This is a genomic window from Trichormus sp. NMC-1, from assembly GCF_001858025.1.
Lineage (GTDB): Bacteria > Cyanobacteriota > Cyanobacteriia > Cyanobacteriales > Nostocaceae > Anabaena.
On sequence record NZ_LZQD01000008.1, the window covers coordinates 19,616 to 35,226 of the forward strand.

General features: G+C 42.0%; 4 protein-coding genes. All 4 read left to right on the forward strand.

Going from position 1 to position 15,611, the window contains the following annotated elements; genetic code table 11:
* Positions 1 to 334 precede the first annotated feature (334 nt).
* The 4 genes from A9Y75_RS21010 to A9Y75_RS21025 all read left to right on the forward strand — a co-directional run bounded on the left by A9Y75_RS21010 (position 335) and on the right by A9Y75_RS21025 (position 15,354).
* Positions 335 to 7,957, forward strand: coding sequence for an SdrD B-like domain-containing protein (locus A9Y75_RS21010; protein ID WP_083389696.1), 7,623 nt, complete (start codon positions 335 to 337; stop codon positions 7,955 to 7,957).
* 173 nt (positions 7,958 to 8,130) lie between these two features.
* Positions 8,131 to 8,907: a condensation domain-containing protein gene (locus tag A9Y75_RS21015; protein WP_071191491.1), complete on the forward strand. Its 777-nt coding sequence runs from the start codon at positions 8,131 to 8,133 to the stop codon at positions 8,905 to 8,907.
* Between the two features lie 3,245 nt (positions 8,908 to 12,152).
* On the forward strand, positions 12,153 to 13,874 hold the full coding sequence (locus A9Y75_RS21020) for an amino acid adenylation domain-containing protein (RefSeq protein WP_236721488.1): 1,722 nt from the start codon (positions 12,153 to 12,155) through the stop codon (positions 13,872 to 13,874).
* 13 nt (positions 13,875 to 13,887) lie between these two features.
* On the forward strand, positions 13,888 to 15,354 hold the full coding sequence (locus tag A9Y75_RS21025; protein WP_143046469.1) for a condensation domain-containing protein: 1,467 nt from the start codon (positions 13,888 to 13,890) through the stop codon (positions 15,352 to 15,354).
* Positions 15,355 to 15,611 lie beyond the last annotated feature (257 nt).

The following is a 15,611-nucleotide window of genomic DNA, read 5'->3' on the forward strand; positions in this document are numbered from 1 at the left end:
ATTCTTATTTGTCAGTGAGCAATCATTCTTAAAAGAATTCTGATAATCAGAGTAGGAAATACTATTTTTATCAATTCGATCGCCTTTGGCACTTTGCCTAGTGCTATTGCGTAGCATTTTAATGCTTAATTCATTCCTACTCAAAAACAGTAAAGAGGTATATTTAAGACCTATAAATTTAAGGATTATTACGAATTGACAAAAGCAATTTCACCTTAATTCCTTACTAACGACGTTAGCTATACAAAGGGACAGCCAATCAAGAGATTTACCAGGCAATTCCCAGAACACCTAAAAAAACACCCCTCGAATTACTGAATAGGTATCACAAACCATGGCCGATAATTTCTCAATCTTTAACTCAACATTACAGGATACAGTTGGCGAAAGAATCGTCGACTACGACATCTCAAATACTACAAGATTTGGTTTACCCAGCTACGTAAATGTCACCATCTCCAACGGCGGACTGCTGAATGGATCTTATGATGCTTGGTGTGCTAACAGTATAGTTCAGATGAGTACGGGAACTACCATTTACACTGCTGCAACTTATTCCACTTATGAAATTATACCTACTGGCGTACTTCAAAATGACTCACAAACACTAATTCGCTCATCTACCGATACCGATCAATTCCTGAATAAACTTCAGCAAATCAACTGGTTATTTAACAACGTTACAGAAAAAGCAAATCTCTCAACAACGAATGCCAATGCATACGTCTACAATAATGTTACCTACTTCCGAGGAGATATACAGTTAGCCCTCTGGAAAATACTAGGTGACCAAATTCCTACTGACTTGACCACTTTGGGAACCACTTATGATAAAACCTTTGCAAAAGCAAATGCTCTTGTTCAGGCAGCTGTAACTAATGGCAGCACATTTGTGCCAGTGGCTGGCCAAGATATTGCTGTAATTGTCGCTGGTAAAGATGCTAATGGTAATTCAGTGCAGCCTCTTTTCTTGGAAGTCAAGACAGCGGGTATTGGCGATTTTGTTTGGGAAGACCTGAATGCGAATGGAATTCAGGACGCTAACGAATCAGGAATTGATGGCGCAACTGTTACATTACTCAATGCCAGCGGTGATGTTCTCGGTACTACTACCACCGGAGACAACCCCAACACAGCAGCAATTGAGAAGGGTTGGTATCAGTTTGGACCCCTGCTGCCTAATATCACTGTTAACTATAACTCTTCTGGTGGCTCTACTGTTACTAATAGTCCTAATGGCTCTTATCAGGTGAGATTTACCTTGCCAACCGACTTTAATACAGTCAGTCCCTACCTGCAAGGCAGCAACACATCTTTCGATTCCAACGCCAACCCCAGCAATAATTTTACTTCCACGCCTATTATTTTACGTGGTGGAGAGATTAACAACACCATTGATGCAGGCTTCTACAAAAAAGCCTCATTAGGAGACTTCGTATTCAACGATGGTAACAACAACGGCATCCAAGATGCAGGTGAAGCAGGAGTAGGTGGAGTCACAGTCGAGTTAATCAACCCCGCAAATGGCAGTGTCATTGCTACAACCACCACAGATGGCACTGGTGCTTACACCTTCACAGGCTTAACCCCCGGAAACTACCAAGTTAAATTCACATCACCAACAGGTTATGTTTTCAGCACAGCGAACCAAGGTGGAGACGATACTGTAGATTCTGATGCCAACACCAGCACAGGCTTGACTCAAACAGTCACCCTGACAAGTGGAGAATTCAACGGCACATTAGACGCAGGTTTAGTCCAACTAGCCAGCTTGGGAGACAAAGTTTTCCATGACCTAGATGCAGATGGCATCCAAGATGCAGGGGAACAAGGCATTGCTAACGCTAGTGTCAACCTGTTAGATACAGCAGGTAACGTCATTGCTACCACCACGACAGACGGTGACGGACTCTACTCCTTCAACGACCTGCAACCAGGGGATTACAAAGTTCAGTTTGTTCAACCCAATGACTTCACTAACGTAAGTACCGCTAATGTTGGTGTTGATGATAGCGTTGATAGCGATGCGGCTGGTAACTTAACCACTGGAGTTATTAACCTATCTCCTGGAGAAAATGACACCACAGTTGATGCAGGCTTCTACAACACAGCCTCATTGGGAGACTTCGTATTTAACGATGGTAACAACAACGGCATCCAAGATGCAGGTGAAGCAGGAGTTAGTGGGGTAACAGTAGAGTTAATCAACCCCGCAGATGGCAGTGTCATTGCTACAACCACCACAGATGAGACCGGTGCTTACACCTTCACAGGCTTAACCCCCGGAGACTACCAAGTTAAATTCACATCACCAACAGGTTATGTTTTCAGCACAGCGAACCAAGGTGGAGACGATACTGTAGATTCTGATGCCAACACCAGCACAGGCTTGACTCAAACAGTCACCCTGACAAGTGGAGAATTCAACGGCACATTAGACGCAGGTTTAGTCCAACTAGCCAGCTTGGGAGACAAAGTTTTCCATGACCTAGATGCAGATGGCATCCAAGATGCAGGGGAACAAGGCATTGCTAACGCTAGTGTCAACCTGTTAGATACAGCAGGTAACGTCATTGCTACCACCACTACAGACGGTGACGGATTGTATTCCTTCACAAACCTGCAACCAGGAGACTACAAAGTTCAGTTTGTTCAACCCAATGACTTCACTAACGTAAGTACCGCTAATGTTGGTGTTGATGATAGCGTTGATAGCGATGCGGCTGGTAACTTAACCACTGGAGTTATTAACCTATCTCCTGGAGAAAATGACACCACAGTTGATGCAGGCTTCTACAACACAGCCTCACTGGGAGACTTTGTATTCAACGATGCTAACAACAACGGCATTCAAGATGCAGGTGAAGCAGGAATTGGTGAAGTCACAGTCGAATTAATCAACCCCACAGATGGCAGTGTCATTGCTACAACCACCACAGATGGCACTGGTGCTTACACCTTCACAGGCTTAACCCCCGGAGACTACCAAGTTAAATTCACATCACCAACAGGTTATGTTTTCAGCACAGCGAACCAAGGTGGAGACGATACTGTAGATTCTGATGCCAACACCAGCACAGGCTTGACTCAAACAGTCACCCTGACAAGTGGAGAATTCAACGGCACATTAGACGCAGGTTTAGTCCAACTAGCCAGCTTGGGAGACAAAGTTTTCCATGACCTAGATGCAGATGGCATCCAAGATGCAGGGGAACAAGGCATTGCTAACGCTAGTGTCAACCTGTTAGATACAGCAGGTAACGTCATTGCTACCACCACTACAGACGGTGACGGATTGTATTCCTTCACAAACCTGCAACCAGGAGACTACAAAGTTCAGTTTGTTCAACCCAATGACTTCACTAACGTAAGTACCGCTAATGTTGGTGTTGATGATAGCGTTGATAGCGATGCGGCTGGTAACTTAACCACTGGAGTTATTAACCTATCTCCTGGAGAAAATGACACCACAGTTGATGCAGGCTTCTACAACACAGCCTCACTGGGAGACTTTGTATTTAACGATGGGAACAACAACGGCATTCAAGATGCTGGTGAAGCAGGAATTGGTGAAGTCACAGTCGAATTAATCAACCCCACAGATGGCAGTGTCATTGCTACAACCACCACAGATGGCACTGGTGCTTACACCTTCACAGGCTTAACCCCCGGAGACTACCAAGTTAAATTCACATCACCAACAGGTTATGTTTTCAGCACAGCGAACCAAGGTGGAGACGATACTGTAGATTCTGATGCCAACACCAGCACAGGCTTGACTCAAACAGTCACCCTGACAAGTGGAGAATTCAACGGCACATTAGACGCAGGTTTAGTCCAACTAGCCAGCTTGGGAGACAAAGTTTTCCATGACCTAGATGCAGATGGCATCCAAGATGCAGGGGAACAAGGCATTGCTAACGCTAGTGTCAACCTGTTAGATACAGCAGGTAACGTCATTGCTACCACCACGACAGACGGTGACGGACTCTACTCCTTCAACGACCTGCAACCAGGGGATTACAAAGTTCAGTTTGTTCAACCCAATGACTTCACTAACGTAAGTACCGCTAATGTTGGTGTTGATGATAGCGTTGATAGCGATGCGGCTGGTAACTTAACCACTGGAGTTATTAACCTATCTCCCGGAGAAAATGACACCACAGTTGATGCAGGCTTCTACAACACAGCCTCATTGGGAGACTTCGTATTTAACGATGGTAACAACAACGGCATCCAAGATGCAGGTGAAGCAGGAGTTAGTGGGGTAACAGTAGAGTTAATCAACCCCGCAGATGGCAGTGTCATTGCTACAACCACCACCAATACTAACGGTGGCTACCAATTCAGTGGCTTAACTCCCGGAGACTACCAAGTCCAATTCACCGCCCCAACAGGTTATAGTTTCAGCACATCTGACCAAGGTGGAAATGATGCTGTAGACTCCGATGCTAACACCAGCACAGGCTTAACCCAAACAGTCACCCTGACATCCGGAGATTTCAACGGCACATTAGATGCAGGTTTAGTACCACTAGCCAGCTTGGGTAACTTTGTCTTTGAAGACAAAAACGCCAACGGCATTCAAGATGCTGGTGAAGCAGGTATAAACAATGCCACAGTCAACTTATTGGATGCAAATGGTAATTTCATTGCCACCACCAGCACCAATGGCAGTGGACTATATTCCTTCACCAACCTGCAACCAGGAGACTACAAAGTTCAGTTTGTTCAACCCAATGACTTCACTAACGTAAGTACCGCTAATGTTGGTGTTGATGATAGCGTTGATAGCGATGCGGCTGGTAACTTAACCACTGGAGTTATTAACCTATCTCCTGGAGAAAATGACACCACAGTTGATGCAGGCTTCTACAACACAGCCTCATTGGGAGACTTCGTATTTAACGATGGGAACAACAATGGCATTCAAGATGCTGGAGAAACTGGTTTAGAAGATGTCATCGTAGACTTAATCAACCCCGCAGATGGCAGTGTCATTACCAGCACCACAACAGATGCTAATGGTAACTACCAATTTAGTGGCTTAACTCCCGGAGACTACCAAGTCCAATTCACCGCCCCAGAAGGTTACAGCTTCACCAGAGATAACGAGGGAAATAATGATGCCAAAGATAGCGATGCTAACCCCAGCACAGGCTTAACCCAAACAGTCACCCTGACATCAGGACAATTCAACGACACATTAGATGCAGGTTTGGTAAGACGAGCCAGCTTGGGTGATTTTGTCTTTGAAGATAGCAACGCCAACGGCATTCAAGATGATGGAGAAACAGGTATAGGTGGTGCCACTGTCAAACTATTGAATGCAACTGGCACTACTGTCATCTCTAGTACCACTACAGACAGTGATGGCCTTTACTCCTTCACCAACCTGCTACCAGGAGACTACAAAATTCAGTTTGTCCAACCCACTGGCTTTAACGGCGTAAGTCCTACTAATGTTGGTGGTGATGATAGCGTTGATAGTGATGGACTCATCTCCGATGTTGTGAATCTGTCTCCTGGAGAAAATGACACCACAGTTGATGCAGGTTTCTACAAGACAGCTTCATTAGGAGACTTTGTATTCAACGATTCCAGCAAGAACGGCATTCAAGATGCTGGTGAAGACGGAGTAGCCGGTGTAACCGTTACCCTGATCGGTGGGGGAGCAGATGGACTAATTAGTACCACTGCGGACAACACCACTGAGACCAAAACTACCGATACGAGTGGCAACTACAACTTCACTGGACTCACACCTGGTCAACAATATCAAGTCCAATTCTCTAATTTGCCTACAGGATATCAGTTTACTCAAGCTAACGTAGGTATTGATGATGCTGTAGATTCTGATGCTAATACCACCACTGGCAAAACCCAGATTGTCACTCTTGCTTCTGGGGAAAACAATACTACTGTGGATGCAGGGATTTCTCAAATCGCTCCCCCCACTGTCAGAATTGGCGATCGCGTTTGGTACGACACCAATGGAAATGGTATCCAAGAAACGGGTGAATCTGGTGTTGCCGGAGTCAGTGTTAAGCTCTTTAGCCAAGCTGGTACTCAAATCGGAACAGCAACAACCGATGCCGACGGTCTATACGAATTTACTGTCAACACCAATAACACCTACAGTGTTCAATTTGTTCAACCCACTGGCTTTGATGGATTCACCACTGCCAATGTAGGTAACAGTGCGGTTGATAGTAATGTTGTTAATGCCAACGGCTCAACGACTCAATTCTTCGTCGGTACAGCTGACAACTTCACCATTGATGCGGGACTAATCAAAAATATCAGCGACTTGTCGATTACCAAAACCGACGGTTTGACCACAGTAGCTCCCGGACAGCAAATAACCTATACCATCGTTGTCGCCAACAATGGTCTAATGACTGCCACCGATGCCCTCGTTAGCGATATCATACCCAGCCTGCTGACAAATGTTACCTGGACAAGTGTGGCCACCGGAGGAGCTAGAAACAATCAACTCAGTGGTACAGGCAACATCAACGATTATGTGACTCTGACAGGTGGTAGTAGCATCACTTACACAGTGAACGCTACAGTAGGTGCTAGTCCTAGCTCATCTAGTTCCTCCGTTTCTTCAACCACCACTTTTGACTTCACTGGTAATAGTTTTACAACTGGAGCCAATGGTAATAGCCGGACGTTCACAAAGGACGGTATTTCTGTTAACGCACGTGCCTTTAGCCGTGTAGATGGTACAAATGGAGCTTGGAGTACTGCTTATCTCGGTAGCTATAGTGGTGGTTTAGGTGTTACCGACAGCAGCGAAACTGGTACTTTTCATCGCGTTGATAACGGCGGTGGCAGAGATAACTACGTCCTATTCCGATTCTCTGAATCAGTTATCATTGATAGGGCTTATCTGGAATACGTCGTTAATGACAGTGACATCTCCGTGTGGATCGGTAACTTTAACAGTCCTGTCACTAATTTAAGCGACTCTATTCTCAGCAGCTTTGGCTTCACTGAAGTTAACTTGGGTGGTAGCAGTAGTCGCTGGGCGAATATCAATGCTGCTAACAATGTTGGTAACACTTTAGTTATCGCCGCTAAGACGGATGATACAAACGATCAATTCAAGATTGAGTATTTAGATGTTCAGAAATATGTTGCACCAACAACAACTTCTCTGATCAACACTGCTACAGTCACTCCTCCCACAGGGTTCACTGATACCAATCCTAACAATAACAGTGCCACAGATACTGACACCTTGATTAACGCCCCTGGTGTGCGTACTCCAGGCTTCTGGCAAAATACAGAGTGGCAGAAGTTCTGGGATGGTATTCAAGGCAACGAACCATCACAAAAAACACAGCCCAATTTCCCAGGCAGTGATCTTCTGTTCGCACCTTATACCAACTCCGAGCAACCTGGAAAAGTTCTTGATCCAGTCAGAGGACAATATGACATCGGTTTACTCATCGGTGACTACAACCGCAACGGTAAAACTGATACAGGTGAGAACACAATCTTCTATACTCTCAATCAAGCACGCCAGATTGTTGATTCCTCACAACACCCCAACACAGATAAGCGTTACGATCTTGGTCGTTCCTTGGTTGCTGGTTGGTTGAATTATCTCGCTGGCAACCCCATTGACACTGCGAATGCGACTGATAAGGATGAACGATACTATATCAACGAAGGCATCAACTGGTTACAAGGCTTCACTCCAGACGAAAATGGCGATAAGAAAGGTGATGGCGCGATATTCCGAATGACGGGCAGCACTGTTAGTAGCCCTCAGCTTGCTAATAGCTTCTGGAATCTAGGTATTTCCAGTGCCTCCAGTTTACCAAGCGCCTATAGATCCAACACCAATGTTCTCTATCCCTTAGATTCTGGTAGTGTAATTAATACCAACCTGGATAATTACAACAACGGTCTTGGTCTTGCAGATGGAGTTGTCTCTGGATGAATCGCATAAATGACTAGCAATAGCAATTTCGGCGATAGTGCTTTCTGCTTGAACTAGACAATCCCCTGCTAAACTAAAATTTTGGCAGGGGTTTGCCATAATAATAATCTTTGTTATAGGCAATTGAAAAAACCTGCCCAAAGTATTAATTTAGTCAATAATTTAGATTAATTATGAAGAATATAAAAGATACCTCTCTAGAGTCCTATGCAAATCCTGAAAGATTCTGGAGGAGTTTTTTACACGGTTTCACAGCCCCTGCCACATTACCTGGGTTGACACCTTCCTCCTCATCCCACCTATCCCATGCAACCCAAGAAATTCGCCTGTCAAGCAGTAAAACTTCGGATTTAACAACTTTTTCCCAAAACAATAAATTAAGCCTTTATAGTCTCATTAAAGCGGCAGTGGCTTTACTTTTGAGTCACTATACTAGAGAAACAGATATTCTGTTTGGTGCAACCACCGAAAAACCTGATTTTTATATTGTACCTGTGCGAGTTTCCGTTGCACCTGATGCTTCAGTTTTATCCTGGCTGAAAAACATACAGAGACAATGGTCTACTTTGACAGAGTATGAATATATTCCCCTAGAACAAATTCGACAATATAGTGAAATTCCCCCAGAATTACCATTATTTGAGATGCTGGTAATATTTGGAAATTATGAAAAATTAGAATGTTTTGAATATCCTTTGATATTATCTGTTGATGCAGAATCAGATTTATTACTAAAAATTAATTATCAACAAACTCGATTTGCCGATGATGCCATAGCTCGAATGTTAGGACATCTAGAAACTCTATTAACAAATATAATTAATCTTCCTGAACAAACTCTTGCTGATATTCCTCTAATTACAGAAAAAGAAAGACATCAATTATTAATTGAATGGAATCAGACTGAGGTAGATTATCCCCAAGATAAATGTATCCATCAATCTAGTTGAATGGAATCAGACGGAGGTAGATTATCCCCAAGATAAATGTATCCATCAATTATTTTGAGAAACTACCAAAACATCAAGCTAGGATCATTTGTCTAGATACCTATCCCCAAGAGCGATTAGCGTTCATGCTATCAGATTCCCAAGTATCAATACTGTTAACTCAGCGGTCCTTGATTGAGAAACTACCAAAACATCAAGCTAGGATCATTTGTCTAGATACCTATCCCCAAGAGCGATTAGCGTTCATGCTATCAGATTCCCAAGTATCAATACTGTTAACTCAGCGGTCCTTGATTGAGAAACTACCAAAACATCAAGCTAGGATCATTTGTCTAGATACCTATCCCCAAGAGCGATTAGCGTTCATGCTATCAGATTCCCAAGTATCAATACTGTTAACTCAGCGGTCCTTGATTGAGAAACTACCAAAACATCAAGCTAGGATCATTTGTCTAGATACCTATCCCCAAGAGCGATTAGCGTTCATGCTATCAGATTCCCAAGTATCAATACTGTTAACTCAGCGGTCCTTGATTGAGAAACTACCAAAACATCAAGCTAGGATCATTTGTCTAGATACCTATCCCCAAGAGCGATTAGCGTTCATGCTATCAGATTCCCAAGTATCAATACTGTTAACTCAGCGGTCCTTGATTGAGAAACTACCAAAACATCAAGCTAGGATCATTTGTCTAGATACCTATCCCCAAGAGCGATTAGCGTTCATGCTATCAGATTCCCAAGTATCAATACTGTTAACTCAGCGGTCCTTGATTGAGAAACTACCAAAACATCAAGCTAGGATCATTTGTCTAGATACCTATCCCCAAGAGCGATTAGCGTTCATGCTATCAGATTCCCAAGTATCAATACTGTTAACTCAGCGGTCCTTGATTGAGAAACTACCAAAACATCAAGCTAGGATCATTTGTCTAGATACCTATCCCCAAGAGCGATTAGCGTTCATGCTATCAGATTCCCAAGTATCAATACTGTTAACTCAGCGGTCCTTGATTGAGAAACTACCAAAACATCAAGCTAGGATCATTTGTCTAGATACCTATCCCCAAGAGCGATTAGCGTTCATGCTATCAGATTCCCAAGTATCAATACTGTTAACTCAGCGGTCCTTGATTGAGAAACTACCAAAACATCAAGCTAGGATCATTTGTCTAGATACCTATCCCCAAGAGCGATTAGCGTTCATGCTATCAGATTCCCAAGTATCAATACTGTTAACTCAGCGGTCCTTGATTGAGAAACTACCAAAACATCAAGCTAGGATCATTTGTCTAGATACCTATCCCCAAGAGCGATTAGCGTTCATGCTATCAGATTCCCAAGTATCAATACTGTTAACTCAGCGGTCCTTGATTGAGAAACTACCAAAACATCAAGCTAGGATCATTTGTCTAGATACCTATCCCCAAGAGCGATTAGCGTTCATGCTATCAGATTCCCAAGTATCAATACTGTTAACTCAGCGGTCCTTGATTGAGAAACTACCAAAACATCAAGCTAGGATCATTTGTCTAGATACCTATCCCCAAGAGCGATTAGCGTTCATGCTATCAGATTCCCAAGTATCAATACTGTTAACTCAGCGGTCCTTGATTGAGAAACTACCAAAACATCAAGCTAGGATCATTTGTCTAGATACCTATCCCCAAGAGCGATTAGCGTTCATGCTATCAGATTCCCAAGTATCAATACTGTTAACTCAGCGGTCCTTGATTGAGAAACTACCAAAACATCAAGCTAGGATCATTTGTCTAGATACCTATCCCCAAGAGCGATTAGCGTTCATGCTATCAGATTCCCAAGTATCAATACTGTTAACTCAGCGGTCCTTGATTGAGAAACTACCAAAACATCAAGCTAGGATCATTTGTCTAGATACCTATCCCCAAGAGCGATTAGCGTTCATGCTATCAGATTCCCAAGTATCAATACTGTTAACTCAGCGGTCCTTGATTGAGAAACTACCAAAACATCAAGCTAGGATCATTTGTCTAGATACCTATCCCCAAGAGCGATTAGCGTTCATGCTATCAGATTCCCAAGTATCAATACTGTTAACTCAGCGGTCCTTGATTGAGAAACTACCAAAACATCAAGCTAGGATCATTTGTCTAGATACCTATCCCCAAGAGCGATTAGCGTTCATGCTATCAGATTCCCAAGTATCAATACTGTTAACTCAGCGGTCCTTGATTGAGAAACTACCAAAACATCAAGCTAGGATCATTTGTCTAGATACCTATCCCCAAGAGCGATTAGCGTTCATGCTATCAGATTCCCAAGTATCAATACTGTTAACTCAGCGGTCCTTGATTGAGAAACTACCAAAACATCAAGCTAGGATCATTTGTCTAGATACCTATCCCCAAGAGCGATTAGCGTTCATGCTATCAGATTCCCAAGTATCAATACTGTTAACTCAGCGGTCCTTGATTGAGAAACTACCAAAACATCAAGCTAGGATCATTTGTCTAGATACCTATCCCCAAGAGCGATTAGCGTTCATGCTATCAGATTCCCAAGTATCAATACTGTTAACTCAGCGGTCCTTGATTGAGAAACTACCAAAACATCAAGCTAGGATCATTTGTCTAGATACCTATCCCCAAGAGCGATTAGCGTTCATGCTATCAGATTCCCAAGTATCAATACTGTTAACTCAGCGGTCCTTGATTGAGAAACTACCAAAACATCAAGCTAGGATCATTTGTCTAGATACCTATCCCCAAGAGCGATTAGCGTTCATGCTATCAGATTCCCAAGTATCAATACTGTTAACTCAGCGGTCCTTGATTGAGAAACTACCAAAACATCAAGCTAGGATCATTTGTCTAGATACCTATCCCCAAGAGCGATTAGCGTTCATGCTATCAGATTCCCAAGTATCAATACTGTTAACTCAGCGGTCCTTGATTGAGAAACTACCAAAACATCAAGCTAGGATCATTTGTCTAGATACCTATCCCCAAGAGCGATTAGCGTTCATGCTATCAGATTCCCAAGTATCAATACTGTTAACTCAGCGGTCCTTGATTGAGAAACTACCAAAACATCAAGCTAGGATCATTTGTCTAGATACCTATCCCCAAGAGCGATTAGCGTTCATGCTATCAGATTCCCAAGTATCAATACTGTTAACTCAGCGGTCCTTGATTGAGAAACTACCAAAACATCAAGCTAGGATCATTTGTCTAGATACCTATCCCCAAGAGCGATTAGCGTTCATGCTATCAGATTCCCAAGTATCAATACTGTTAACTCAGCGGTCCTTGATTGAGAAACTACCAAAACATCAAGCTAGGATCATTTGTCTAGATACAGATGCAGATGAAATTGCTAAAACACCCGCACAACAGATAGAAAAAGCAGTCAAATCCAACAACCTAGCCTATATAATTTACACCTCTGGTTCCACTGGCAAACCAAAGGGAGTGCAAATACAACATCAAGGAGTAGTTAATTTTTTAACTACTATGAATCAGCAACCAGGTTTAACAGCAAAAGACACATTAAACGCAGTTACAACCATCTCTTTTGATATCGCAGGTTTAGAATTATATTTACCATTAATAGTTGGAGCTAAAGTCATAGTAGTAACCGGAGAAATTGCTACAGACGCAAATAGATTATTAAACCAAATCCAACATTCAGTAGTAACAGTCATGCAAGCTACTCCAGCTACATGGCAAATGTTATTAAATGCTGGTTTATCAACAGGAAAGTTAAATACAAAAGTTTTGTGTGGAGGAGAAGCATTAACAACACAATTAGCAAATCAATTATTAGCAACGGTTTCAGAAGTATGGAATGTATATGGACCCACAGAAACAACAATTTGGTCAACTGTTTCTAAAGTTGAAAAAACAAATGCTTCAGGAGGAGAGGGTTTAATACCAATTGGTCGTCCAATTGCAAATACACAAATTTATATATTAGATACCTACTTACAACCAGTACCCATTGGTATTGCAGGAGAACTTTATATTGGTGGTGTTGGTGTAGCGCGTGGTTATTTAAATCGACCAGAATTAACTGCTGAAAGGTTCATTTCTCATCCTTTTAATAATCAACCAGAAGCACGTCTTTACAAAACAGGGGATTTAGCCCGCTATTTAGAAAATGGTGATATTGAGTATCTAGGACGGATTGATAACCAAGTAAAAATTCGCGGTTTCAGGATTGAATTAGGAGAAATAGAATCAGTATTAAACCAACATTCAAATCTGAGAGAAGCTAAAGTTATTTGTAGAGAAGATATTCCCGGTGATAAACGATTAGTTGCTTATATTATTCCCACATCAAATAAAAATTCCCCATCGGCGATATCGGAACAAATACGTGAATACCTCAAACAGAAGCTACCTAATTACATGGTTCCTTCAGCCTTTGTAGTGTTAGAGACTTTCCCCTTAACACCTAACGGCAAAATTGACCATCGCGCTCTTCCTGCTGTTGATTTCACCTTTGCTAAAAGTAATTATACTGCTCCGAGAACTCCTACAGAAGAAATCCTGTCCAACATCTGGAGTCAGGTACTTAAAGTAGACAATATTGGCATTGAAGATAACTTCTTTGAGTTGGGTGGACATTCATTAATTGCCACCCAAGTGATTTCTCTGATTAGACAAACCTTTAACCTAGAACTTCCACTACGCTTACTATTTGAAACTCCCACCATTGCCAAAATATCGGAACAAATAGGTAATACAGAACAAAGCGATAATTTATTAGTACCAGCAATCGAACCCAGACAGCAACAAGAAAATCTGCCACTTTCCTTTGCTCAACAGCGCCTCTGGTTTCTAGACCAATTAGAACCCAATAGCACTGCTTATAATATGCCCTATACGCTGCGGCTTTTGGGGTTAATCAATATCAGTGCCTTGGAGAAAAGCATTAGTGAAATTATACAGCGTCATCAAATACTGCACACGAATTTTGTATAGCACTGCTTATAATATGGGTAATACAGAACAAAGCGATAATTTATTAGTACCAGCGATCGAACCCAGACAGCAACAAGAAAATCTGCCACTTTCCTTTGCTCAACAGCGCCTCTGGTTTCTAGACCAATTAGAACCCAATAGCACTGCTTATAATATGCCCTATACGCTGCGGCTTTTGGGGTTAATCAATATCAGTGCCTTGGAGAAAAGCATTAGTGAAATTATACAGCGTCATCAAATACTGCACACGAATTTTGTAGTTGTAGATGGGCAACCAACTCAGGTTATTAATGAGCATATTGCTTTCAGTTTACCTGTAATTGATTTACAATCCCTACCGGATGAGCAACGAGAAGCAGAAGCTCAAAGAATAGCTAAACAAGAAACAGAAAAGCCTTTTAATCTAGCTAAAGATTCGCTATTTTGCGTTAAAATTGTGCGATTGAATGCCGAATCACATTTGCTACTAATCAACATTCACCACATTATTTTTGATGGCTGGTCATTTGGAGTGTTGTTTAATGAAATAAAAGCACTTTATACAGCTTATTGTCAGGGTTTAAATTCTCCGTTATTAGAACTACCGATTCAGTATACAGACTTTACTTTATGGCAAAGACAGTGGTTTAGAGGAGAAGTATTAGAATCGCAATTGAATCACTGGAAAAAGCAATTAGCTGGAAATTTACCAATATTAGAATTACCTACAGACCGTCCCCGTCCCAGAGTACAAACATACATTGGCACAACTAAATCCTTCATTTTATCACCAGAATTAACCGCAAATATCAAATCCCTATGTCAACAAGAGGGTGTGACTTTGTTCATGACTTTACTGGCAGCATTTAAAGTCTTAGTTTGTCGCTATAGTGGTCAAGAAGATGTGATTGTGGGAACTCCAATTGCCGGACGTAACCACCGAGAAATTGAAGGGTTGATGGGATTGTTTGTAAATACTTTAGCTTTGCGGACTGATTTAGCAAATAATCCTAGTTTTAGAGAATTACTAAGTCAAGTAAGGCAGGTATGTTTAGAAGCATACAGCCATCAAGATGTACCATTTGAACAGTTAGTAGAGGTACTGCAACCAGCAAGAGATTTAAGTCATACTCCTGTATTTCAGGTGATGTTTGCTTTGCAAAATGCACCGTTGGAAGAATTGCAGTTACCAGATGTTACCATCACCGCTTTGCAACCAGAAGTACAAACGGCGAAATTTGACCTCACGTTGTCAATGTCAGAACGACATGGACAATTAATAGGTGAGTGGGAATATAATACGGATTTGTTTGATGGTTCTACCATAGAGCGAATGATAGAGCATTTGCAGATGTTATTATCTGGGATATTAGCTGCTCCTACTCAAAGTATTTGGGAATTGCCTCTACTCACTGAAGGGGAAAAACATCAATTACTAGTTGAATGGAATCAGACTGAGGTAGATTATCCCCAAGATAAATGTATCCATCAATCTAGTTGAATGGAATCAGACGGAGGTAGATTATCCCCAAGATAAATGTATCCATCAATCTAGTTGAATGGAATCAGACGGAGGTAGATTATCCCCAAGATAAATGTATCCATCAATCTAGTTGAATGGAATCAGACGGAGGTAGATTATCCCCAAGATAAATGTATCCATCAATCTAGTTGAATGGAATCAGACGGAGGTAGATTATCCCCAAGATAAATGTATCCATCAATCTAGTTGAATGGAATCAGACGGAGGTAGATTAT

Coding starts and splice junctions, on each gene's coding strand:
- A9Y75_RS21020 (WP_236721488.1), top strand. CDS start 12,153: ATGCTATCAGATTCCCAAGTATCAATACTGTTAACTCAGCGGTCCTTG.
- A9Y75_RS21010 (WP_083389696.1), top strand. CDS start 335: ATGGCCGATAATTTCTCAATCTTTAACTCAACATTACAGGATACAGTT.
- A9Y75_RS21015 (WP_071191491.1), top strand. CDS start 8,131: ATGAAGAATATAAAAGATACCTCTCTAGAGTCCTATGCAAATCCTGAA.
- A9Y75_RS21025 (WP_143046469.1), top strand. CDS start 13,888: ATGGGTAATACAGAACAAAGCGATAATTTATTAGTACCAGCGATCGAA.